The sequence below is a fragment of the Pseudarthrobacter sp. alpha12b genome, from assembly GCF_054130495.1.
The window spans coordinates 1,320,170-1,343,207 of sequence record NZ_CP196746.1 but is presented as its reverse complement, the minus strand read 5'-3'; the positions used below and the strand labels follow the sequence as shown (position 1 = coordinate 1,343,207).

The window sequence follows — 23,038 nt, the reverse complement described above, 5'->3', positions numbered from 1 at the left end:
CCGCAACGGGCGTGCCTTTCGGCTTTAAGCCCCTGCTTGGTGGCTTTATGCTTCATCCGGCTCACGTGCGTAGCGTTGGGCGCAGTACTTACGACGGCGACACGGCAGCCAGGAGGCAACATTGGACAGCCCTGTTAGCTTATGGAACACCTTCGGCGCGGCGTTCACCCAGACAAACGTACCCAACGTCACACGGGCCGAGATGCTGCTGTCCTTTGCGGCCGCCGTCGCGCTGTGCGTCCCCCGCCGCAGCTGGCGCTACTTCGGCCTCCTTGCCACCGTTACGCACGAACTCGGCCACGCGTTCGCTGCCCTGACATCCGGCCAGCGGCTGTCCGGGATCCGCCTTCGGCCTGACCACTCCGGAACCACCACTACCTACAGCAGGAGCAGGTTGGCCGCGGCCTGGTCCTGCTTCTGGGGATATCCGGTACCGGCGCTGGCCGGTGCCGCCTTTGTCTGGTGCGGGCTCAACGGATGGGGACCGGCAGCCACGGCCGTCAGTGCGCTCGTGCTTGCCGCTTCGCTCCTTTTCCTCCGCAACCTTGCCGGGTTCGTCATCACGGGCGCTGCCATCGCCGGCGCCGGCGCACTCACCTTCCTTGCGCCGCCTCCCGTCGTGGGCCATGGTGCCGTCATCTTCGGCCTCGCACTCCTCGTGGCCGCTGTTCGGGACCTGCTCAAACTCACCCACGTCCATATCCGGCGTCGGGACCGTCTCACCAGCTCCGACGCGTATCTCCTGTACCGCACCACTTCTGTTCCGTCCGGCATCTGGATCGCCCTGTTCACGCTCCTGGTGGCCGCTGCATGGCTGGCGGCCTGGCAGCCCATCTCGATAATCCTGTTGCAAGGCGGCTAGTACGCAGAGGTGGCGCATAGGCTTGGGGCATGAGCCAGGAAACGGAAAGCACCCCCGCAGCGACCGACCCCTCCAGCGGACACAGCACCCGCGGAGCGTATGTGACAGGCGGAGCCGAATTCACCCGGGACACCAGTTACATCGAGGACCGAATCACCAGGAATGCCTCTCCTGGCACCAACGGCGAGCCGGGGTGGCCGGTAGAGGCAGGGCGCTACCGGCTCATAGCTGCAAGGGCCTGCCCATGGGCAAACCGGACCGTCATTGTCCGCAGGCTGCTGGGGCTGGAGGAGGCGATCTCCCTGGGCCAGCCCGGCCCCACCCACGACGCTCGTTCCTGGACCTTTGACCTGGATCCAGGCGGAGTGGATCCCATTCTGGGCATAGAGCGCCTGCAGGAAGCCTATTTTAAGCGTTTTCCCGGTTATCCGCGGGGAATTACCGTGCCTGCCATCGTGGATGTACGCAGCGGTGAAGTGGTGACCAACAACTTCCCCCAGATCACCCTGGACTTTTCCACCGAGTGGACCGAGTTCCACCGCAAGGGTGCACCGCAGCTCTACCCGGAGCACCTCCGCGGTGAAATCGACCAGGTTAACAAGCGCGTGTTCACCGAGATCAACAACGGCGTCTACCGCTGCGGCTTCGCCGGATCACAGGAAGCCTACGATTCGGCTTACGAGCGGTTGTGGACCGCCATGGATTGGCTTGAGGACCGCCTTTCGCGGCAACGCTACCTGGTGGGCGACACCATCACCGAAGCAGACGTACGGCTGTTCACCACGCTGGCACGGTTCGATCCCGTCTACCACGGACACTTCAAGTGCAACCGCCAGAAGCTGAGCGAAATGCCCAACCTGTGGGGCTACGCGCGGGACCTGTTCCAGACGCCCGGCTTCGGGGACACCACGGACTTCGTGCAGATCAAGAGGCACTACTACATCGTGCATGAGGACATTAACCCCACCGGCATCGTCCCTGCCGGCCCGGACCTGGCCGGATGGTTGGAGGACCACGGCCGGGAGGCGCTGGGCGGCCGCCCGTTTGGAGAGGGCACCCCGCCGGGGCCGGTCCGGCCTGGCGAGGAAGTTGCACCGGGACATGGAGCCGCCCGCTAAGCCAATCCCACGGCAGGAAATCGCTTTCCTCTTAGACTGGGGGCTATGCAGACATCTCTCGGTTTCGTGGCCCCTGGATACGAAGACGTCCTGGCCCTGTTTGAGTCGTTCCTTGCTGAAGACCTCCGCTACAGTGCGCAACTGGCGGCCTACCATGACGGGGTGCCGGTGGTACGCCTGACGGGCGGTCCCGACATGGCGCCCGAAACCCTGACCGGCGCCTATTCCTGCTCCAAGGGCGTTGCCGCAATGGTGATCGCCCTGCTGGTCCAGGATGGCGTCCTTGACCTGGACAAGACGGTGACGCATTACTGGCCTGAGTTTGCCGTGCACGGAAAGGACAGGCTGCTGGTCAGGGAAGCGCTGTCGCATCAGGCTGGCCTGATGGGTGTTGAAGGCGGCTTTGGCCCGGACGAGTTCACCACGTCCCGGGCCGCCGCACGGCTTGCCACTGCCGCCCCCGCCTGGGAGCCCGGCCGGCAGTTCGGCTATCACGCCCTCACCATCGGAATCCTCATGGAGGAGCTGTGCCGCCGCGTCACGGGCGAGGCGCTTCAAGGTATGTTCGACCGCCGGATCCGGAAGCCGCAGGACGTGGATTTCTTCCTGGGACTCCCGGAGGACCTGGAGCCGCGGTACCGGGATGTCCTCTATGAGGAAGACCCCAGCCAGGTCTGGGTTGACCCGCTCAGCCTCGAAGGCCTTAACAGCAATGCGCCCGTCAGCACCGTCATGGAGCTGCCAAACATCCGTTCCGTACGGGCTGCAGGCATGTCCGCAGCCGGCGGTGTTGGATCCGCCGACGGACTGGCGCGGCTGTATGCGGCGGCGACCACCGGCGTCGAAGGCGGTGGGGCGTTCCTCACAGCAGGGACCATCGCGGTGATGACGCGGGAGCAGGTGTGGGGCCTGGACCGGTCCTCCGGCCTGGACAATGCCTTTGCCGTGGTCTTCATGAAGCCCCACCCCTCGCGGAACTTCGGCAGCCACCGTGCCTTCGGCCATGAGGGGGCCAACGCGGCCCTCGGCTTTGCCGACCCGTCCTATGGACTGGGCTTCGGTTACATCCCCCGGCGCGCGGAAGAGGGACGCACGCCGGGCCGGGCCCATCGCCTTGCCGCTGCAGTGCGGCGCTCAACAGCCGGTTTGTCCTGACGCACCCCCGGCCCTACTGTTGTCCGGATGGGCAATACTCAAGCACGACCGGATGCACGGTGGGCTCGGGGGACCCAACTTCTTAAACAATCGGTGGCGGGACTCTCCGCTGCCTTCGCGGCGCAGCGGCTGCAACTGGCTGCCAAAGCCGCGCTTGCCGCGGGCCTGGCGTTCGCCATTGCGCCGCTGATGCCGGGCGCCGCCTCGCACTACGCGTACTACGCGCCGCTGGGCGCCCTGGTGGCCATGTACCACAACGTCGCGGGCTCGGTGAAGCAGGGAGCGCAGGCGCTCGCGGGGCTGGCAATGGGAATCGGTCTTGCCTTCATCCTGGTCAGCATGGCCCAACCCTCCCCGTTGACGGTGGCACTCTTCATGGGTGTCGGAGTGCTCCTGGGAGGCTTGCCGGGCATCGGTTCGGGCAGTGACTGGATTCCGACGGCGGCCCTGCTGGTCTTGCTGGTCGGCGGCAGCAACGCGGACGATTTCTCCTTCGGATACCTGGTCCAGATGGGTGCAGGCGTGGCTGTGGGCATTGCCGTAAACTTCCTCATCTTCCCGCCGCTGCACTTCGACGCAGCGGCATCAAGCCTGAAGGACCTTCGCCTTGCCCTTGGGCGGCAACTGACCGATATGGGGGCGGCGATCACGGAGGAGTGGCCGCCGGAACACGAGGACTGGTCGCGGCGGTCGGACGAACTGGCGTCGGCCGCGAGGTCGGTGCGGCACCTCGTCAAGGAGGCAGACGCCAGCCGCCGCGCAAATCCCAGGCGGAAGCTGCACCCCCGGGACGTTGACAAGGACTACCGCGACCTCCGCGAACTGGAGCGGGTCACCTTCCATATCCAGGACATGACGGACGTGCTCTCCGACGTCATATGGGAAAGCGACGTCCCGTACGACATCCCGCTGCAGGACAGTGAACCGCTTGCCGCTGCCATCACTGCAACCGGAGAGCTGCTGGCGTCCTACGGCGAGGCTGACGAACAGACCCAGAAACACCGGTTTGATGCCGCCAAAGAGGCGGTGGAAGCCTGCATGGCAGCCGCCGCAGGCAGGCAATCCACTCAGGGGACCGTCCCCGCGTCAGAATCGGTCCTCCTCAGCCTCCACCGGATCCTTCGCGCTGTTCGCCCACAGGACTAGGCTGGAGGCCGTGCGTCAGAGCTGCAGGGCCGAAACGGTCCCACTGAAATGACGCCGCCCCGAGCGTGGACTCCACGCGACAAAGCCGGAGTGCTTCCATGCGCCCGTATCGCTTTGTTCGGTCCCGATCTCCAAGGCGACCCGGGAGGGCAGGAAGACCGGGGCCTCAAACTCCACGTCCCACCTGAATGAGTCGCCCCGGGCGGGGCCCACATCTGCGAGCGCTCGCGAGGCCAGGTACATGCCGTGCGCTATGGACCGCCGCATGCCCAGGGCCTTCGCCGAGAGCACACTCAGGTGGATCGGGTTGAAGTCCCCCGAAACCGCTGCGTAGGCCCGCCCCGTGTCCACGCCCAGGTGCCACAGGGCCGTTGGATCAGGAGCTGTGAAGTCAGCCTTGGGCGGAATGGCCGTGGGCTTGTCGATCCCCGGCAGGAACACTCCCTTGGCGAGATAGGTGGACACCCCACGCCAGCGCGCATCGTCAGAACCGGCACGCCGCACCTCGGCCACCACGTCCACCTGCGTTCCTGCACGGTGGCCGCGCAGGTTTTCCACCCTGGCGGTCATGTCAAGAACATCAGTGAACACCAGTGGTGCCCTTTGCTCAACGCTGTTGCGCAGGTGGATCATGCCCAGCAGGGGCAGCGGAAAGTCGTCGCGGTTCAGCACGCTCATGGCCAGCGGGAACACGATGGCGTGGATGAAACCGGCAGGGAGTACGTCACTGGCCGTCTCGCCAATCAGGTGCTGATAGGCAGTAAGGTTTTCGACCCCCACCGTGATGCCCCTGACTTCGTGGCTTTCCGCCGGGAGGACCGGAGAGTCATGCGTTCCCAGGAGCCTGCGCCGTGCCGCCTGCGCGGCGGCATTGACGTACAGCTTGGACAACGACGGCATCTCGGCCAGGATCACTGGTTGTTGGACCGTCATGCCCCCACCAGGTTCTGCCCGCACACCCGCAGTACCTCTCCGTTGATCCCGCCCGCAGCATCGCTGGCCAGGAACGCGATGGTCTCGGCAACATCGGACGGCAGGCCGCCCTGCTGCAGCGAGTTCAGCCGCCGCGCCACTTCGCGGACGGCAAAGGGGATGCGTGCCGTCATCTCGGTTTCAATGAAACCGGGGGCCACGGCATTGATGGTGCCGCCGCGTGATGCGAGCAGAGGGGCGGTGGCACGGACCATTCCCATGACTCCTCCCTTGGATGCCGCGTAGTTGGTTTGCCCCCTGTTCCCGGCGATGCCGCTGGTGGAAGCAACTGAAACAATACGTGGTGACGACTGGAAGTGCTCGGATGCCAGAAGTGCCTCGTTGATGCGGAGCTGGGCGGCGATGTTGATATTGATCACCGGGTTCCACCGTGCCTGGTCCATGTTGGCCAGCAGTTTGTCCCGCGTGACGCCGGCGTTGTGCACCACGATGTCCAGCCGGCCGTGCCGCTGCACGGCGTGGTCGATGATCCGCCGGCCCGCGTCTGCGCCCGTGATGTCGAGCTGCAAAGCAGTGGCCCGCACCTCGTTGGCCACGGCTGCCAGCTGGTCGCCCGCCGCAGGAATGTCCACCAGGATCAGGGTAGCGCCGTCGCGGTGCATGGTTCTGGCAATTTGGGCGCCGATGCCCCGGGCTGCGCCGGTGACGACGGCTACCTTCCCTGCCAATGGCTTTTCCGCGTCGGCGGGAAGACCGCCGTCCTCCGATGAGACCGTCAGGAACTGTCCGTCGACGAACGCCGACCGGCCGGAGAGGAAGAACCTGACGGCGCCCAGTGCACTGGGGCTGGTGGTTGTGGTGGCATCGGCAAGGACTACGCCGTTGCCGGTTGCACCGGCCCGCAGTTCCTTGGCCAGGGACCGCAGGAAGCCATCCACTCCCTGCCGCGCTGCTGCAGCGTCAGGTGAGGAGGCCTCCGCCGCCGGGCGGGACACCGTGATGATCCGGCCCCCGGCGCGAAGGTCGCGGAGGGAACCTGCAGCGGCCAACACCGGCTTTTCCAGGTCTGCAGGGTGCTCGATCTCATCGAGGACAAGGATAATGGCACCCAGTTTTTCGGCCGGAACGGCGTGGCGCCTGACGTCAAGGTCCCAGGACAGCAGCTCTGCAGCGAGCTTGTCCGCCCCCGGAGTATCCCCCAGGACAACGACGGGTCCGGTGACCAGTGGCTGGCCGGGCTTGTATCGGCGCAGGACCGCGGGCTGTGGAAGGCCGAGCTTCTTTGCAAGGCTGCGGCCCAGGCCGCTGTTGACCAGTTGTGAGTATGTGTCCGCCATGGCCGCCCCCTACAGAGATTCCAGGATCGCGACGACGCCCTGGCCACCGGCCGCGCAAACGGACACCAGGCCACGTGCTGGACGGCCCGTGGAGGCCGCCTTGGCGTGGAGCATTTTGGCCAGGGTGCCTACAATTCGGCCGCCGGTGGCGGCAAAGGGGTGGCCTGCTGCCAGCGAGGACCCGTTGACGTTGAGGCGGGAACGGTCGATGCGGCCCAATGCACCGTCGAGTCCAAGGCGGGTGCGGCCGAACTCGTCATCCTCCCAGGCTGCCAGGGTACTGAGGACGGTGGCTGCAAAGGCTTCATGGATTTCGAAGTAATCAAAGTCCGCCAGCGTCAGGTTTTGCCGGGCCAGGAGCCTGGGCACAGCGAACACGGGAGCCATCAACAGCCCGTCCTTGCCATGGACGAAGTCAACCGCGGCGGCCTCGGCGTCCACAACGGCTGCCAGCTTGGGCAGGTCGCGGGCATCAGCCCATTCGTCAGACGCCAGCAGCACCGTGGAGGCGCCGTCCGTCAGCGGGGTGGAATTGCCCGCCGTCATGGTGGCGTCGGCGCCAAGATTGCGGCCGAAGACCGGCTTCAGCGACGCGAGTTTCTCCAGCGAGGTGTCCGCCCGCAAGTTCGCGTCACGCGTCAGTCCCCGGTATGGGGTCATGAGGTCATCGAAGAACCCGGAGTCGTAGGCCGCAGCGAGGTTGTGGTGGCTGTTCATTGCCAGCTCGTCCTGCGCTTCCCGGGAGATCTTCCACTGTGCAGTGGTCAGGGCCTGGTGCTCACCCATGGTCAGGCCGGTTCGCGGCTCTGCCGTACCGGGGGCCAGCGGGGCCAGGTCCTTGGGCCGGAGCCGGCTCAGGATCTGCACGCGCTGGGGAAGTGTTTTGGCCCGGTGAAGGTCCAGGATCACCTCGCGGAGCCCCTCGCTGACCACCACCGGTGCGTCGGAGGCTGAGTCCACACCGCCGGCGATGCCGGAATCGATCTGTCCCAGCTTGATCTTGTTTGCCAGGCCCACCACGGTTTCAAGACCCGTGGCGCACGCCTGCTGGAGGTCGTACACAGGCGTTTCGGCAGAGAGTGCCGATCCCAGGACCGCTTCCCTGGTGAGGTTGAAGTCCCGGGAGTGCTTGAGTACCGCACCGGCCGCCACCTGGCCGATCCGCTCATCCTGAAGGCCGAACCGGGCGATCAGGCCATCGAGGGCGGCTGTCAGCATGTCCTGGTTGGAGGATTTTGCATATGCTCCGCCGGCGCGGGCGAACGGAATCCTATTGCCTCCGACGACGACGGCACGGCGGGCTGCGGGCGCGGCGCCCCGACCCGATCCATCAGGTGTGGGCGTGGACTGTCCTTCTGTGGACATGGAGGGCTCCTCTGGTCACTGTGGTTACCGATACCCAGCGTACCTGATACGCTGAGTATCGTGAACTTTCAGGACACGCGGTTTCCCGTAACCATCGAGCTGCCGTCACCGGCCAGCCCTGACGGGCGTTCGTCCCGCTGGCAGAGCCATCGGGAGGAACGGCGCAGGGAACTCATCAAGCAGGCCCGCCGCGCGGTCCACGTGCTGGGGAGCGATGCTTCCATGGAGGACATCGCGACGGCTGCGGGAACGTCGAAATCGGTCTTCTACCGGTACTTCGGAGATAAGGCAGGGCTGCAGCAGGCCGTGGGCGAAGTGGTTCTCAGCCAGATGCAGCACCGCATCCAGGAGGCCGCCCAAAGTGCCGTCACACCCCGGGAAGGCTTGCTGGCCATGGTCTCGGCCTACCTCCAAATGGCCGATACCAGCCCCAACGTCTACACATTCGTCACCAGCTACGCCCCGAGTGATACCGCCAACCCCCCGCATCCGGCTTCTGCCGGCGGCCCACTGGGCCCCTTTTTTGATGCCATCGCGGACATGATCGCCACCCCCATGCGGTCACATCTGGGTGACGTCAGGGAAACCGTCATCGGCTACTGGCCAAAGGCGGCGATCGGTCTGGTACGGAACGCCGGCGAGCAGTGGCTCAGCACCCCGGGCTCCCCCACCAAACCGGACCAGGAGACCATGGCCCGCCAGATCACGGCGTGGCTGTGCGTGGGCATAGTCCCCGAGCTCTCTCCCGCCTCACCAACCACCAAGTTATCCGCCAAAGAAGGACTGTGACATGACTGATGTAGTGGACCGCACCGCCCGCAAAGGGCTTCGCCCCGGAGCAACCGCTTCAGCCAAGCCCCTTGACGAAAGCTTCACGCCCGCCGTCGACGTCGAGGCACTGGGACGGCAGCTCCTGGGCAAGTGGGCCGACGTGCGGCTCCAGGCACGGCAGCTGGCCGCCAGGCCCGAACTGCACAAAATCGAAGGGCTCACGCACACGGACCACCGTGCCCGCGTGTTCGGCCAGCTCAAATACCTTGTGGACAATGAAGCCGTACACCGCGCCTTCCCCTCGGAACTGGGGGGCTCCGATGACCACGGCGGCAACATCGCCGGCTTTGAGGAACTGGTGGTGGCGGACCCGTCGCTGCAGATCAAAGCAGGCGTCCAGTGGGGGCTCTTCGGCTCCGCCGTGATGCACCTGGGCACCGCAGAACACCACACCAAATGGCTGCCGGGAATCATGAACCTGGACATCCCCGGCTGCTTCGCCATGACCGAAACCGGCCACGGCTCGGACGTGGCCAGCATCGCCACCACCGCCACCTATGACCCCGCCGCCGAAGAGTTCATCATCCACACCCCCTTCCGCGCCGCCTGGAAGGACTACATCGGCAACGCGGCCAACGACGGCCTCGGCGCAGTAGTGTTCGCCCAGCTGGTCACCCGCGGCGTGAACCACGGCGTCCACGCCTTCTACGTGGACCTGCGGGACCCGGCCACCAAGGAATTCCTCCCGGGCATCGGCGGGGAGGATGACGGCATCAAGGGCGGCCTGAACGGCATCGACAACGGCCGGCTGCACTTTACCAACGTCCGCGTTCCACGGGCCAACCTCCTGAACCGGTACGGCAACGTCGACGCAGACGGAACGTACACTTCCCCAATTGCCAGCCCCGGCCGGCGGTTCTTCACCATGCTGGGAACGCTGGTCCAGGGCCGCGTGTCACTGGACGGCGCCGCCGTCGCGGCCTCCAAGGTGGCCCTGAAGGCCGCCATCCAGTACGCCACTGAACGCCGCCAGTTCAACGCCTCCTCGCACACGGAGGAAGAAGTCCTGCTCGACTATCAGCGGCACCAGCGGCGTCTGTTCACCCGGCTGGCCACCACCTACGCGGCCGGATTTGCCCACGAGCAGTTGCTGCAGAAGTTCGATGACGTCTTTTCCGGTGCCCATGACACCGACGCAGACCGCCAGGACCTGGAAACCCTGGCAGCAGCCCTGAAGCCGCTCAGTACCTGGCACGCCCTGGACACACTGCAGGAATGCCGCGAAGCCTGCGGCGGGGCCGGTTTCCTGATCGAAAACCGCTTCGCGTCATTGCGCGCCGACCTGGACGTCTACGCCACGTTCGAGGGCGACAACACGGTGCTGCTCCAGTTGGTGGCCAAGCGCCTGCTTGCCGACTACGCCAAGGAATTCCGCAGCGTGGACTTCGGCGTGCTGGCCCGGTACGTGGTGAACCAGGCCGCCGGCGCTGCCGTCCACCGCACCGGTCTGCGCCAGGTGGCCCAGTTCATGGCCGACACCGGTTCGGTCCAAAGAGCCGCAATCGCCCTGCGCGACGAGGACGCCCAGCGCGCCCTCCTCACGGACCGGGTGCAGACCATGGTGGCTGAGGCCGGTGCCGCTTTGAAGGGCAGCAAGCGGCTTCCGCAGGACAAGGGTGCCGCCCTGTTCAACCGGCACCAGAATGAACTTATCGACGCCGCCCAGGCACACGCGGAGCTGCTGCAGTGGGAAGCGTTCACGGACGCCCTGCAGCAGGTAACGGACCCCGGAACCCGGAAGGTCCTGACCTGGCTGCGGGACCTCTTCGGCCTGTCCCTGATTGAGAAGAACCTGTCCTGGTACCTCATGAACGGGCGCCTCTCCATGCAGCGCGCACGCACCGTGGGCGGGTACATCAACAGGTTGCTGGAGAAAATCCGCCCGCACGCCGTGGACCTGGTGGACGCCTTCGGGTACGGCGACGAGCACGTGCGGGCCGCCATCGCCACGGGGGCCGAGAAGGCCCGCCAGGACGAGGCGCGTGCACACTTCCGCAGCGAGCGGGCCAGCGGGCAGGCCCCGGTTGACGAGAAGGTCATGATCGCCAGGACAGCGGGCGGCAAGGGCTGACCTGCCGGCCACGCCGGCCAGCCGTGGAAATAGCGACGGCGCCGCTCCCCCTCCCAGGGGGCGGCGCCGTCGTTATGTGTACTGCCGGGACGCTCAGCCGGCTGCGGGCAGCACCGAGCGGTACACCTCAAGGGTGGTCTCGGTGATCGATTCCCAGGAGAAATGCTTTTCAGCCCGCTCCCGGCCGGCCTGCCCCATGGCACGGGCGCGTTCGGGATCGGACACTACCTCGGTCAGGGCGGCCGCGAATTCCGCGACAAACTTCTCCGGGTCCAAGGGCGTCCCGGTGCCGTCGGTGACCTGCTCCAGGTCCACCAGCAGGCCCGTGCGGCCATGCTCAACAACCTCGGGGATGCCGCCGGTGGCGCTTGCCACCACGGCCGCCCCGCAAGCCATGGCCTCGAGGTTGACGATACCCAGCGGTTCATAGATGGAGGGGCAGGCGAAGGCGGTGGCATGGCTGAGCACCTGGATCAGCTCGTGGCGCGGCAGCATCCGTTCAATCAGCACCACGCCCGTGCGTTGCTTTTGCAGTTCCTCAATCAGTGCCGCCGTTTCGGCCGCCAGTTCCGGGGTGTCCGCCGCGCCCAGGCACAGGACCAGCTGGACGTCAGCCGGAAGTTTCGCTGCCGACCGCAGGAGGTACGGAACGCCCTTCTGGCGTGTGTTTCTTCCCACAAAGACGACGCTTGGCTTGGTGGGGTCGATGCCCAGGGCGCGGACGGCGTCGTCGTTTTCGTCACGCTGCCAAAGCTCCACGTCGATGCCGTTGTGGACCACCCGGACCTTTTCGGGGTCCACGTTGGGGTAGCTGCGCAGGATGTCCTGGCGCATGCCCTCGGACACGGCGATGATCGCCGCCGCCGCTTCGTACGCCGTCTTCTCCACCCAGGAGGAAAGGGCGTAACCACCGCCAAGCTGCTCAGCCTTCCACGGCCGCAGCGGCTCAAGGCTGTGGGCGCTGAGAACGTGCGGAATTCCGTGCAGCAGCGAGGCCAGATGCCCGGCCATGTTGGCATACCAGGTATGCGAATGGACAAGGTCTGCGCCCTGCACGTCCGGCACAATGCGCAGGTCCACACCGAGGGTCTGCACCGCTGCGTTGGCCCCGCCGAGGTCCTCCGGGACCTGGTAGGAGGTCACGGTCGCGCCATGGTAATCGGAATCGCGGGGTGCCCCGAACGCACGAACCTGCAGGTCAACGTGCTTACTAAGCACCCTGCTCAGTTCGGCTACGTGCACTCCGGCGCCACCGTAGATCTCGGGCGGGAACTCTTTAGTCACAATGTCTATTCGCACAAGACCCAAGGTAGTCGTTCACGGATAACTGTTCTAGTGTGAAGGAGTCCGGGCCTACCGGACTGTCTTGGGGAGTTACGAAGGCGTACAGGAGCGACCATTATGCCGTTGACCAAAAAAGTCCTGGCCATTGTCCTCGCAGGCGGCGAGGGGAACAGGCTGATGCCACTGACGGCAGACCGGGCCAAGCCTGCCGTGCCGTTTGCCGGCAGTTACCGCCTTATCGATTTCGCCATTTCCAATCTGGTGAATTCCCGCTATCTGCAAATCGTGGTCCTCACGCAATATAAGTCCCACAGCCTCGACCGGCATATATCCGAAGCGTGGCGCATGTCCACCCAGCTGGGCAACTATGTCGCCTCCGTTCCCGCGCAGCAGCGCGTCGGCAAGAGCTGGTTCCTGGGCAGCGCAAACGCCATTTACCAGTCCCTGAACCTGATCCACGACGCCAACCCCGACATTGTCGTCGTGGTGGGCGCAGACCACGTGTACCGGATGGACTTCGCCCAGATGGTGGAACAACACGTGCTCAGCGGGGCCAAGGCCACCGTGGCGGCCGTACGCCAGCCCCTGCATATGGCAGACCAGTTCGGCGTCATCGAAGTGGACCAGAACGATCCCCAGAAGATTGCCGCGTTCGTGGAAAAGCCAGCCAGCACCCCCGGGCTTGCTGCCGACCCCTCGCAGTTCCTGGCCTCCATGGGCAACTATGTGTTCGACGCCGACGCCCTGGTGGCGGCTCTGCACGTGGACGCCGAGCGCCTCGACACCAAGCACGACATGGGCGGGGACATCATCCCCTACTTCGTCAACCAGGGCGAGGCGGGTGTCTACGACTTCACGCTCAACGACATCCCGGGTTCCACCGAACGCGACCGCACCTACTGGCGCGATGTCGGCACCATCGACTCCTTCTATGACGCCCACATGGACCTCATCTCCCCGCTGCCGGTCTTCAACCTCTACAACTCCGAGTGGCCCATCTACACTCGGCAGAGCATTTCCCCGCCCGCCAAGTTCGTCCGGGGCAAGAACAACACCGTGGGCACGGCGCTGGACTCAATCGTCTCCAGCGGTGTGGTGATTTCCGGTGGCGTGGTGGAAGGCTCCGTGCTGTCCAACGACGTCTACGTCGCAACCAGCGGCCGGGTCATCGATTCGGTCCTGATGGACAAGGTACAGGTGGGTGAAGGGGCAGTGATCAACCGCGCCATCCTGGACAAGAACGTCAAGGTCCCGGCCGGTGCCGCCATCGGCCTGGACCCGGACCTGGACCGGGCGCGCGGGTTCAAGGTCACGGAGTCCGGCATCACGGTCCTCGCCAAGGGCCAGGAAGTTCCGGAACCGGGCGATGAGGAACGCCGGCTTGCCGCCAGCCACCTGAGCGTCCTGCCCAACGCCATCAAAGCGGCCGCAGAGCAGTACCCCGACGTCCGCGAGGCCGCGGACAAGGTGGCCGGCACGCACGCGGCCGCAGCGGCGGAGGCCGCTCCCGCCGCCCGGCTGCGCTGACCCGCAGCCAGAACCTCCCAAAGGCATACTGCAGGCCGGGGCACCAGAGATGGTGCCCCGGCCTGCGGCGTACGCTGTAAAATTTTCCCAATGAGCTCCCCCGATCTGACCCCTGAGGACATCCAGGCCTGCCTCAAGGTCCTGAACACCATCCACGCGTACGACGAGGAGCACCCGGACTACATTTCGGTGCGCCGCGCCACGGGGAAGATGTTCAAGGCCGTCAAACGCCACCGCAGGGTCACCAAGCGCGATTCCATCGCCGAGGCTGACCGCGCCGTGATCGCCCAGACGGCCACCGCTGCCCCGGACCGGATCGATGACGAAACCCGTGGCAATAAACTGGCTACGTCCGCCACCGGGAACATCGCGGGCCACCTCATCCGGTCCCGTCCCTGCTACATCTGCAAGCAGCATTACACCCAAGTGGACGCCTTCTACCACCAGCTCTGCCCCGAATGCGCGGCCTTCAGCCACAGCAAGCGCGATGCCCGGACCGACCTGACCGGCCGGCGGGCCCTGCTCACCGGCGGCCGGGCCAAGATCGGGATGTACATCGCGCTCCGGCTGCTGCGCGACGGAGCACACACCACCATCACCACGCGGTTCCCTAAGGACGCAGCCCGGCGCTTCGCTGCGATGGAAGACAGCGGCGACTGGCTGCACCGGCTCCGTATCGTGGGCATCGACCTGCGCGATCCTGCCCAGGTCATGGCCCTGACCGACTCACTCGACCAGGCCGGCCCGCTGGACATCATCATCAACAACGCGGCCCAGACCGTGCGCCGGTCGGGCAACGCCTATAAGCCACTGGTGGACGCTGAGGACGAGCCGCTTCCGGCAGCACTGGAGCACGCCAACGGCGGCCCTGAACTGCTGACTTTCGGCCATGCCCATGACAAGCACCCGCTGGCGCTTGCCGGCAGCGTCACTGAGCATCCGGTCCTGGCCGGCGACGCCATCACCTCGCTGGCGCTCTCCACCGGGTCCGCCTCGCTGGAGCGCATCGCCTCGGGGACCGCCATCGACGCCGGCGGCCTGGTCCCGGACCTGGCCACGATCAACAGCTGGACGCAGGTGCTGGACGAAGTGGACCCCCTGGAGATGCTCGAGGTGCAGCTCTGCAACGTCACCGCACCGTTCCTGCTGGTCAGCCGGCTCCGCGGCGCCATGAAACGGTCCACCGCACGGCGGAAATACATTGTGAACGTCTCCGCCATGGAAGGACAGTTCTCCCGGGCCTACAAGGGGCCCGGGCACCCGCACACCAACATGGCCAAGGCGGCGCTGAACATGATGACCCGCACCAGCGCCCAGGAGATGCTGGACACGGACGGCATCCTCATGACCGCCGTGGACACCGGCTGGATCACGGACGAGCGTCCGCACTTCACCAAGGTCCGGCTCATGGAGGAAGGCTTCCACGCGCCCCTGGACCTCGTGGACGGCGCGGCCCGCGTTTACGATCCCATCGTCATGGGCGAGAAGGGCGAGGACCAGTACGGCGTCTTCCTGAAGGATTACAAACCCAGCCCCTGGTGATGGGCGTATGCTCACGGCATGAGCAACGAGTCATCCACCCAAGTGCAGAAACTTGAACACCACGAATGCTGGGCACTGCTGCGGACGGTGTCCGTGGGAAGGCTGGCGGTCCTCGTGGAGGGCCGGCCGGACATTTTCCCGGTCAACTTCACGGTAGACGGCGGCACTCTGGTCTTCCGGACGGCCCAGGGAACCAAACTGTCGGCAGCCTCCGGCGATGCCGCCGTGGCCGTGGAGGCGGACGGGGTGGACCCTGACACGGGCCTGGCGTGGAGCGTGGTGATCAAGGGCACTGCTGCTCTGGTCAAGAGCACTGAGGAAGTACTGGACACCTCCCGCCTGTATCTCTTCCCCTGGCAGGCGGGGCGCAAGGACGCGTTCGTCCGCATTACCCCGGACACCGTCACGGGGCGCCGCTTCAAGGTCACCGATCCGATGACGTGGTGGACACAGATCAGCGGCTCCGGCAGGTCGGCGTCTGAATAGGCCGACGGCGGGTTCCCCGGCCAGGGAGGCCGGGGAACCTGCAGTGTCAGGCGAGCTGCGTGATCTCCACGCTGACCTTCAGGGCGGAGCCGCCGCCCCCGGACAGGATGCCCTTGAGCGGGGGCACGTCCCGGTAGTCCCTGCCCCGGGCCACGGTGACGTGGAAGTCGCCGGCCGGTTTGTGGTTGGTGGGGTCCCAGCTGCGCCAGTCACCGTCCCACCATTCGAGCCAGGCGTGCGACTGCCCGGCCACGGTCTCGCCGATTCCGGCGCTGGAGCGCGGGTGCAGGTAGCCGGAGACGTAGCGGGCCGGAATGCCGCAGCTGCGCAGCGCGCCGATGGCCAGGTGCGCCAGGTCCTGGCACACGCCCTGGCGCTGGCCCCAGGCTTCCTCGGCGTTGGTGGTGACGGCGGTGGAGCCGGACATGTAGGTCATCTCCCCGCGCATCCAGGCGAAAATAGCCATGGCTGCCTCGTGCGGGTTCTTCCCTGCCACGACGTCCGGGATGATGCCCAGGACTTCGTCCCCCGGGCCGCTCAGCCGGGACTGCGGCAGCCAGTCGCTGAACGCGTCAAGGGTCTCCGGGGACGCCAAGTCATCCCAGCCCACGATGTCAGCCTCCGCAGGGATCTTTTCCGCCCTGTGCACCTCAACGGTGATGTTGGACACCACTTCGAGGTTCTCGTGCGGCATCTGCATGTCGAAGGCCGTGACCCTGGTTCCCCAGTAGTCGCGGTAGGTGCTCACCGCCGCCTGTGACGGGGAAACCTTCACCACGGACTCGAGCACCACCTGCTGCGAATCCGTCAGCGGCGTCATCCGGGCCTCGTTGTAGGACAGTGTCACCCGCTTGTTGTATTTGTAGGCCGTCCTGTGGACGATGCTCAACCGGGTCATGACACTTCTCCCACCCAGGCAAGTTCGTCCGCCTGATTGAAGTACTTACGGGAAATGGCGTCCGAGGCCTGGGACACCGCTTTCTGCACCCGCTCCATGTGCTCGGGCAGTTCGGACATGAGGTCATCCGTCCGGTGGAACTCAAGGAAGGTCCGCGCCTGGCCCACGATGCGGCGGGCATCGTTGATGAAGCCCACCCGCTGCGCGGAGGGGTCCAGCTTGGCGAGGCATTCGTCAGCGTCCCGCAGCGCATAGACAATTGACCGGGGGAACAGGCGGTCCAGGAGCAGGAATTCGGCAGCGTGCTGGTCGCCGAACGCAGCGCGGCGGGTGCGGAGGAAGGATTCATAGGCGCCGGCACAGCGGAGCATGTTCACCCAGGACATGCCTGCGGAGAGCACGTCGCGGGTGGAGAGCATCCTTGCCGTCATGTCCGCACGCTCCAGGGAACGCCCCAGGACCAGGAAGAGCCAGCTCTCGTCATGGCTCACCGTGGTGTCGGCGAGGCCGCTGACCATCGCCGTGCGCTCCAGGGTCCAGTTGCAGAACCGGTAGGTGCCTACCACGTCCTTGCGGTGCTGGCTCAGCCCGTAGTAGGTGGTGTTCAGGCTCTCCCACAGCCCGGAGGACACGGTTTCGCGTGCGCGGCGGGCGTTCTCGCGGGCAGCGCCCAGTGAACCGGCAATGGACGTGGCGCTGGTCTTGTCGTAGGCCAGGGCATGGAGCAGTTCCGGCAGGCCGAAATCCTCGCTCTGCGGCTTGGCGCCCATGACGGCCAGGAGTTCCTGGGCCACGCTTTTGCGTTCCTCCATGGGGAGGTGGTTCAGGCGTTCCAGGTGGACATCCAAAATGCGGGCGGTACCGTCCGCCCGCTCCACGTAGCGGCCGATCCAAAAAAGGGACTCGGCAATACGGCTAAGCATTCGCGGCTACCTCCTGCGCGCCCGGAACGTTGTCAAAGAAATGTGCGACGGCGGCCACGTCTTCAAGTGCCGGGCTCACTGCTGCTGCTCCGACTGGCGGTCGCGCCAGTTGCTTTCCACCGGCCACACGGAAACCCGTTCACGGACCGTGACGGACTGGCGGGGCACGGTTTCCACCGGCATCTGGGGTGAATCGGCAAGGACCCAGGTGTCCTTGGATCCACCGCCCTGGCTGGAGTTCACGATCAGCGACCCTTCCTTCAATGCAACGCGGGTCAGGCCGCCCGGGAGCACCCAGACGTCGTCGCCGTCGTTCACGGCGAAAGGCCGCAGGTCAACGTGGCGCGGACCGAACTTGTCCCCGCCCAAGGTGGGAACGGTGGAGAGCTGCAGCACCGGCTGGGCGATCCAGCCGCGGGGATCGGAGATGATCCGCTGGCGGAGGGCGTCCAGCTCGTCCTTGGAGGCATCGGGGCCGATGACCAGGCCCTTGCCGCCGGAGCCATCCACCGGCTTGACCACCAGTTCCGCCAGGTTGTCCAGGGTGTACTCCCGGGCCTCCTTCTCCTCAAGGCGGAAGGTGTCCACGTTGGCGATGATGGGCTCCTCGCTGAGGTAGTAGCGGATCAGGTCAGGGACGTAACTGTAAACCAGTTTGTCGTCGGCTACGCCATTGCCCACCGCGTTGGCGATGGTGACGCCGCCGGCGCGGGCCGCGTTGACCAGGCCCGGGCAGCCCAGCATGGAGTCGGACCGGAACTGCAGCGGGTCCAGGAAGTCGTCGTCGATCCGCTTGTAGATGACGTCCACGCGCTGCTCGCCCGCCGTTGTGCGCATGTACACGCGGTTTCCGCGGCAGATGAGGTCCCGGCCCTCCACCAGCTCCACGCCCATCAGGCCAGCCAGGAGGGTGTGCTCGAAGTAGGCGCTGTTGAACACGCCGGGGGTCAGGACGACGACGGTGGGGTCATCCACGCCCGCCGGTGCGGTTTTGCGCAGGGCAGAGAGCAACCGGCGCGGGTACTCTTCCACAGGCCGGATGAGTTGCTGCCCAAACGCCTCAGGCAGGCCCTTGGCCATGGCGCGCCGGTTCTCCAGCACATAGCTGACCCCGGAAGGCACGCGGACGTTGTCTTCCAGGACCCGGAAGGTGCCGGCGGCGTCACGGACGACATCGATGCCGGAGATGTGGACCCGTACCCCGCCTGCCGGCTCAAAGCCGTGGACCTGCCGGTGGAAGTGGGCGCTGGTGGTCACGAGCTGGCGGGGAATCACGCCGTCGGCCACCACCGTCATCTTGTCGTAGACGTCGTTCAGGAAGGCTTCCAGGGCGCGTACGCGCTGGGCGACGCCGCGTTCCAGGACATCCCATTCAGCCGCGGGGATGACCCGGGGCACGATGTCGAGGGGAAAGGGCCGCTCCTCGCCCGCGAAGTCGAACGTGACGCCACGGTCCAGGAAGGTGCGGGCCATCGAGTCAGCGCGCGCGCTGACGTCCGCCAGGGAGAGCTTCCGGAGTGCCTCCGCCACCTGCCCGTACGAGTCTCTTGCCTCTTGCCCGGGGGCGAACATCTCGTCATAGGCTCCGGTGCGGCCCGCGGCCTCGGAGTAATCCTGGAATAGGTCTGACATGTCCAATAGCCAACCATCTTTTTGTTTCGAGTTCATTACTGCCATCCATTCTGGCGTGTTGGCGCCGATGGCCCGGTTCGTACTTTACTGGCCTCTTCGGGCACAGTAGTTGAGTGCCAGACAGCAGAAGCCTCCCAGTGCCGGGCCGCGGCGGTTTCCGGCCCCTTGTGGCGCGCCTGGTTCCAGGCCTGTTGACGGCGGCCGCCGCCGTTGCAGTGGCCTTCATGGTGCATGCGCTGCTGCCGGCATTGCCTGCAATGACCCTGGCCGTGGTTTTGGGTGTTCTTGCGGCCAACCTGCCCGGCGCAGGCAGCTGGACCGGCGGCCGGGCCCGTGCGGGCCTGGACTTCGCGGGCAAGCACCTGATGCGTGGCGGGATCGTGCTCCTGGGCCTGAAGGTCAGCATTATGGACGTCCTCCACCTGGGGTGGGCGGCACTGGTCCTGATCGTGGCCGTGGTGGCCGCAAGTTTCGGCGGGACCTATGCGATCTCGCGCCTGTTCCGTCTTCCGCCGGTGACCTCGCTCCTGGTGGCCACGGGATTCTCCATCTGCGGCGCCTCTGCCATTGGCGCCATGGCCGCCGTCCGCCGCATCCGGCATGCGGAAACCGTCCTGCCGGTGGCCCTGGTGACGCTCTGCGGAACGCTCGCCATCGGCGTCCTGCCCCTCCTGGCCCACCCCCTGGGACTGACGGCTACGGTGTTCGGTGCCTGGACCGGCGCCTCCGTGCACGATGTAGGCCAGGTGGTGGCCACGGCGCAGACCGCAGGGACCGCCGCCCTGGCGATCGCCGTCGTCGTCAAACTCACCCGCGTGCTGCTGCTGGCGCCTGTTGCCGCCCTGGCGGGCGCGCACCACCGGAAAGGTGCGCGGGCCCTGGGTGCCGCCGACGGCGCCACATCCAAAATGCCGCCGGTGGTGCCGCTGTTCGTCGTTGGCTTCGTGGCCATGGTGGCCCTGCGCTCCACGGGCTGGCTGACGCCGGCCTGGCTTGAAACCGGTGGCACGTTGCAGGACATCCTCCTGGGTGCGGCACTCTTCGGGCTGGGCTCCGCAGTAAGGATCCGCAGCCTCCTCCATACGGGCGGGCAGGCGCTCCTGGCCGCGATGGCGTCCTGGCTCCTGATTGCCGTCCTGGGGCTGGGGGCTGCCTTCCTGATCGCGGGCTGAACCAATGGAACAGCACCGTGATTAGATAGCCGGGTGCCACATGAGAATCTGCAGCGCCGCGAAGCCGCCGAACGTTCAGCCTTGATCCGCACCACCAGCTACGACATCTCCCTGGATGTGCGGCAGGCGGCAGATCCCACCGTTCCCGGCTACACGAGCCGCAGCGTCATCACCTTCACGGCCGTTCCCGGAGCCAGTACCTTCCTGGATTTCATCGCCGGCGAGGTGCACAGCGTGTTCCTCAACGGCAAGGGCCTGCGGGTGGAGGACGTGGTGGACGGCGCCCGGATCAGGCTGGACAACCTGAGGGCCGAGAACCAGGTCACCGTCACCGGAACAGCCCTGTACAGCCGCTCCGGCGAAGGCATGCACCGGTTCGTGGACCCCGCGGACGGGCAAACGTACCTGTACACGCAGTATGAACCGGCCGATGCCCGCCGCGTCTTCGCCAACTTCGAACAGCCCGACCTCAAGGCCACCTACACCTTCCATGTGATGGCTCCGGCCGAGTGGAAGGTAGCCTCAAACGGCGCCGAGGTGAACCGGACCCTGCTGACCAGCGACCCCGCCACCGCGTGCTGGGACTTCGCCACCACGCTGCCCATGTCCACCTACATCACCGCTGTCCTGGCCGGGCCCTACTACAGGGCCGACGACCGCTGGCAGGCAACGCTCGACGACGGCACCCGCCTTGACGTCCCGCTGGCCCTCTACTGCCGCGCATCCATGGCGGAATCCTTCGACACCGACGAGCTCTTTGCCCTCACCAAGAGGGGCCTGGACTTCTTCAACCGCCTCTTCGACTTCCCGTACCCGTGGGGCAAGTACGACCAGGCGTTCGTGCCCGAGTACAACCTCGGTGCCATGGAGAATCCCGGACTGGTCACGTTCACGGAGAGCTACGTGTTCACCTCACGGGCCACCGATGCCCAGTACCAGGCGCGGGCCAACACCCTGATGCACGAGATGGCCCACATGTGGTTCGGGGACCTGGTGACCATGCAGTGGTGGGACGACCTGTGGCTCAAGGAATCGTTCGCCGACTACATGGGAACGCTCGGTGTTGACCGGGCCACGGACTGGGACACCGCGTGGGTCAACTTCGCGAACAAGCGCAAGGCATGGGCCTACGTCCAGGACCAGCTGCCCACCACACACCCCATCGTGGCGGACATCCCGGACCTGGAAGCGGCAAAACAGAACTTCGACGGCATCACCTACGCCAAGGGCGCCTCCGTCCTCAAGCAGCTGGTGGCCTACGTGGGCTTCGATGCTTTCATCGCCGGCTCGCGGGACTACTTCCGGAAGCATGCCTACGGGAACACCTCGCTGGGTGACCTGCTGGCGGCCCTGGGAGCCGCCTCGGGCAGGGACCTGTCAGGCTGGGCCCGGCAGTGGCTGCAGACCTCCGGGATCCCCACCCTGTCCCTGGATTTCACTCCCCATGCGACGGCAGCGGACGACGACGGCGTGCTGGGCGGGGTGGCGATCGTGCAGGAAGCGGTGGACCCGGTCACGGGACGGCAGGAGCTGCGTCCGCACCGCCTCCGCGTGGGTTCCTACGATTTCGACGGTGACGGCGCACTGGTGCGGACCGGGAGCATCGAGACCGATGTGGCCGGCGCACGGACTGAACTCCCCCAGCTCGCGGGCAAGCCGCGGCCAGCGCTCCTGCTGGTCAATGATGACGACCTCACATACGCCAAGGTCCGGCTGGATCAGGCATCCCTGCTGACGGTCCGTGGATCGTTGGACCGGATCACCGATCCAATGGCCCGCGCCCTGTGCTGGACGGCGCTCTGGAACTCCGCCCGGGACGGCGAAAGTCCCGCCTCCCAATATGTTGACGCCGTGGCTGCTTTCGCCCCGGCCGAGACCGGCATCGGCGTCCTGCTGAACATCCTCGACAACGCCTCCACCGCCGTGGAACGCTACACGTCTGCCGATACCCGGGACGCCGTCCGAACGTCCTTCCTCGCTGCAGCCGCTGCCGAGCTGGACAGGGCCGTGCCGGGGTCCGACGCGCAGCTTGCCTGGGCCCGTACGGTGGCCACCCTCAGCAGGCATGACGCCGCCATGCTCCCCCGGCTGCGCGGCCTGCTGGATGCCAGCGCTCCCGTGGAGGGCTTGACGGTGGACGCTGAACTGCGGTGGCACCTGTGGCATGCACTGGCAGCACATGGCCAGGCCGATGCCGCCGAACTCGACGCCGAACTCGCCAGGGACACCACCGCCTCTGGCCGGGCGGGCCATGCGACGGCCATGGCGTCCCGGCCCGACCCCGGGGTCAAGGCTGCGGCCTGGGATGCAGCCGTCCACGGGACCGAGCTCTCCAACCAGCTCCTGACGGCCACGATCAGCGGCTTCACCACCGCGCCGCCGGCGCTGCTGGAGCCGTATGTGGAGCCTTACTTCGACTGCCTGCGCGCTGTTTGGGACGCACGAAGCATCGAAATCGCCAGCCGGATCGTCCGTGGCCTCTACCCGTCGGCGCAGGACCTGCCGGCAGGTACCCGCCCCGCGGACCACCCTGTCGTGCGGCGGACGGATGACTGGCTGAACACCAACCCTGACGCGCCGCACGCCCTGTGCCGGATCATCATCGAACAGCGCAGCCACCTGCTGCGCGCACTGACCGCACAGGCCGCCGTCGTTCCCCACCGGCCCCCTAACCTCGCTGCGCTCGGCCAGGGAACCCTGCCGGCGTGGGCCCACCACCCATCGATTGCTCCCTAACTGCCGTTTTGGGGCGTCAA

Annotated in this window: 18 protein-coding genes; 11 read left to right on the top strand and 7 right to left on the bottom strand. The window is 66.3% G+C overall.

Annotated features, from left to right (window positions below; genetic code table 11):
* Positions 1 to 121 precede the first annotated feature (121 nt).
* The 4 genes from ACTAQI_RS05975 (at position 122) to ACTAQI_RS05960 (ending at position 4,281) form a co-directional block, all read left to right on the top strand.
* Positions 122 to 862 carry a M50 family metallopeptidase gene (locus ACTAQI_RS05975; RefSeq protein WP_457950161.1) on the top strand — a complete coding sequence of 247 codons (741 nt, stop codon included), beginning with the start codon at positions 122 to 124 and terminating at the stop codon, positions 860 to 862.
* Between the two features lie 29 nt (positions 863 to 891).
* Positions 892 to 1,980 carry a glutathione S-transferase family protein gene (locus ACTAQI_RS05970; RefSeq protein ID WP_457950160.1) on the top strand — a complete coding sequence of 363 codons (1,089 nt, stop codon included), beginning with the start codon at positions 892 to 894 and terminating at the stop codon, positions 1,978 to 1,980.
* A gap of 45 nt (positions 1,981 to 2,025) precedes the next feature.
* Positions 2,026 to 3,135 (top strand): serine hydrolase domain-containing protein, encoded by a 1,110-nt coding sequence (locus tag ACTAQI_RS05965; protein WP_457950159.1) that lies wholly within the window; start codon positions 2,026 to 2,028, stop codon positions 3,133 to 3,135.
* A gap of 93 nt (positions 3,136 to 3,228) precedes the next feature.
* Complete coding sequence (locus tag ACTAQI_RS05960) at positions 3,229 to 4,281, top strand: FUSC family protein (RefSeq protein ID WP_457950158.1); 1,053 nt, start codon at positions 3,229 to 3,231, stop codon at positions 4,279 to 4,281.
* A gap of 15 nt (positions 4,282 to 4,296) precedes the next feature.
* Here ACTAQI_RS05960 and ACTAQI_RS05955 read toward each other — a convergent pair whose 3' ends face one another.
* From ACTAQI_RS05955 to ACTAQI_RS05945, 3 genes are read right to left on the bottom strand one after another with little or no spacing between them, the layout of a single operon-like run.
* Entirely contained in the window at positions 4,297 to 5,214 is a 918-nt protein-coding gene (locus tag ACTAQI_RS05955; protein ID WP_457950157.1) for a MaoC family dehydratase, read from the bottom strand.
* Positions 5,211 to 6,551, bottom strand: a complete 1,341-nt coding sequence (locus ACTAQI_RS05950; RefSeq protein ID WP_457950156.1) for a 3-oxoacyl-ACP reductase — start codon at positions 6,549 to 6,551, stop codon at positions 5,211 to 5,213. Before ACTAQI_RS05950 ends, ACTAQI_RS05955 begins: the two co-directional genes overlap by 4 nt.
* A gap of 9 nt (positions 6,552 to 6,560) precedes the next feature.
* The gene (locus ACTAQI_RS05945) at positions 6,561 to 7,916 is read right to left on the bottom strand and encodes an acetyl-CoA C-acetyltransferase (protein ID WP_457950155.1); all 1,356 of its coding nucleotides are present in this window, start codon (positions 7,914 to 7,916) and stop codon (positions 6,561 to 6,563) included.
* 60 nt (positions 7,917 to 7,976) lie between these two features.
* Here ACTAQI_RS05945 and ACTAQI_RS05940 point away from each other — a divergent pair, with 60 nt between their 5' ends.
* Entirely contained in the window at positions 7,977 to 8,705 is a 729-nt protein-coding gene (locus ACTAQI_RS05940; RefSeq protein ID WP_457950154.1) for a TetR/AcrR family transcriptional regulator, read from the top strand.
* 1 nt (position 8,706) lies between these two features.
* Positions 8,707 to 10,818 carry an acyl-CoA dehydrogenase family protein gene (locus ACTAQI_RS05935; protein ID WP_457950153.1) on the top strand — a complete coding sequence of 704 codons (2,112 nt, stop codon included), beginning with the start codon at positions 8,707 to 8,709 and terminating at the stop codon, positions 10,816 to 10,818.
* Positions 10,819 to 10,911: 93 nt separating this feature from the next.
* On the opposite strand, the gene glgA is transcribed toward ACTAQI_RS05935, so the two are convergent.
* The gene (gene glgA / locus ACTAQI_RS05930) at positions 10,912 to 12,117 is read right to left on the bottom strand and encodes a glycogen synthase (RefSeq protein WP_457950152.1); all 1,206 of its coding nucleotides are present in this window, start codon (positions 12,115 to 12,117) and stop codon (positions 10,912 to 10,914) included.
* Positions 12,118 to 12,219: 102 nt separating this feature from the next.
* Here glgA and glgC point away from each other — a divergent pair, with 102 nt between their 5' ends.
* From glgC to ACTAQI_RS05915, 3 genes are all read left to right on the top strand, one after another.
* Positions 12,220 to 13,629: a glucose-1-phosphate adenylyltransferase gene (gene glgC, locus ACTAQI_RS05925; protein WP_457950151.1), complete on the top strand. Its 1,410-nt coding sequence runs from the start codon at positions 12,220 to 12,222 to the stop codon at positions 13,627 to 13,629.
* Positions 13,630 to 13,719: 90 nt separating this feature from the next.
* Positions 13,720 to 15,171: an SDR family NAD(P)-dependent oxidoreductase gene (locus tag ACTAQI_RS05920; protein ID WP_457950150.1), complete on the top strand. Its 1,452-nt coding sequence runs from the start codon at positions 13,720 to 13,722 to the stop codon at positions 15,169 to 15,171.
* 18 nt (positions 15,172 to 15,189) lie between these two features.
* On the top strand, positions 15,190 to 15,657 hold the full coding sequence (locus tag ACTAQI_RS05915; RefSeq protein WP_457950149.1) for a pyridoxamine 5'-phosphate oxidase family protein: 468 nt from the start codon (positions 15,190 to 15,192) through the stop codon (positions 15,655 to 15,657).
* Positions 15,658 to 15,703: 46 nt separating this feature from the next.
* Here ACTAQI_RS05915 and ACTAQI_RS05910 read toward each other — a convergent pair whose 3' ends face one another.
* The 3 genes from ACTAQI_RS05910 to ACTAQI_RS05900 form a co-directional block, all read right to left on the bottom strand.
* Positions 15,704 to 16,555 (bottom strand): transglutaminase family protein, encoded by an 852-nt coding sequence (locus ACTAQI_RS05910; protein ID WP_457950148.1) that lies wholly within the window; start codon positions 16,553 to 16,555, stop codon positions 15,704 to 15,706.
* Positions 16,552 to 17,478, bottom strand: coding sequence for an alpha-E domain-containing protein (locus tag ACTAQI_RS05905; RefSeq protein ID WP_141160461.1), 927 nt, complete (start codon positions 17,476 to 17,478; stop codon positions 16,552 to 16,554). The genes ACTAQI_RS05910 and ACTAQI_RS05905 overlap by 4 nt, the downstream gene beginning before the upstream one ends.
* A gap of 75 nt (positions 17,479 to 17,553) precedes the next feature.
* Positions 17,554 to 19,110, bottom strand: coding sequence for a circularly permuted type 2 ATP-grasp protein (locus ACTAQI_RS05900; protein WP_457950147.1), 1,557 nt, complete (start codon positions 19,108 to 19,110; stop codon positions 17,554 to 17,556).
* A 113-nt stretch (positions 19,111 to 19,223) separates the two neighbouring features.
* Between ACTAQI_RS05900 and ACTAQI_RS05895 the strand changes: the two genes are divergently transcribed.
* Both ACTAQI_RS05895 and pepN read left to right on the top strand, forming a co-directional pair.
* Positions 19,224 to 20,282: a YeiH family protein gene (locus ACTAQI_RS05895; RefSeq protein WP_457950146.1), complete on the top strand. Its 1,059-nt coding sequence runs from the start codon at positions 19,224 to 19,226 to the stop codon at positions 20,280 to 20,282.
* 33 nt (positions 20,283 to 20,315) lie between these two features.
* Positions 20,316 to 23,018, top strand: a complete 2,703-nt coding sequence (pepN, locus tag ACTAQI_RS05890) for an aminopeptidase N (protein WP_457950145.1) — start codon at positions 20,316 to 20,318, stop codon at positions 23,016 to 23,018.
* The last annotated feature ends 20 nt before the right edge of the window (positions 23,019 to 23,038 follow it).

Bases quoted from the DNA above. Each gene is read 5' to 3' on its own strand.
- ACTAQI_RS05970 (WP_457950160.1), top strand. From the start codon at position 892: ATGAGCCAGGAAACGGAAAGCACCCCCGCAGCGACCGACCCCTCCAGC.
- ACTAQI_RS05965 (WP_457950159.1), top strand. From the start codon at position 2,026: ATGCAGACATCTCTCGGTTTCGTGGCCCCTGGATACGAAGACGTCCTG.
- ACTAQI_RS05955 (WP_457950157.1), bottom strand. From the start codon at position 5,214: ATGACGGTCCAACAACCAGTGATCCTGGCCGAGATGCCGTCGTTGTCC.
- ACTAQI_RS05950 (WP_457950156.1), bottom strand. From the start codon at position 6,551: ATGGCGGACACATACTCACAACTGGTCAACAGCGGCCTGGGCCGCAGC.
- ACTAQI_RS05945 (WP_457950155.1), bottom strand. From the start codon at position 7,916: ATGTCCACAGAAGGACAGTCCACGCCCACACCTGATGGATCGGGTCGG.
- ACTAQI_RS05935 (WP_457950153.1), top strand. From the start codon at position 8,707: ATGACTGATGTAGTGGACCGCACCGCCCGCAAAGGGCTTCGCCCCGGA.
- glgC (WP_457950151.1), top strand. From the start codon at position 12,220: ATGCCGTTGACCAAAAAAGTCCTGGCCATTGTCCTCGCAGGCGGCGAG.
- ACTAQI_RS05920 (WP_457950150.1), top strand. From the start codon at position 13,720: ATGAGCTCCCCCGATCTGACCCCTGAGGACATCCAGGCCTGCCTCAAG.
- ACTAQI_RS05915 (WP_457950149.1), top strand. From the start codon at position 15,190: ATGAGCAACGAGTCATCCACCCAAGTGCAGAAACTTGAACACCACGAA.
- ACTAQI_RS05910 (WP_457950148.1), bottom strand. From the start codon at position 16,555: ATGACCCGGTTGAGCATCGTCCACAGGACGGCCTACAAATACAACAAG.
- ACTAQI_RS05905 (WP_141160461.1), bottom strand. From the start codon at position 17,478: ATGCTTAGCCGTATTGCCGAGTCCCTTTTTTGGATCGGCCGCTACGTG.
- ACTAQI_RS05900 (WP_457950147.1), bottom strand. From the start codon at position 19,110: ATGTCAGACCTATTCCAGGATTACTCCGAGGCCGCGGGCCGCACCGGA.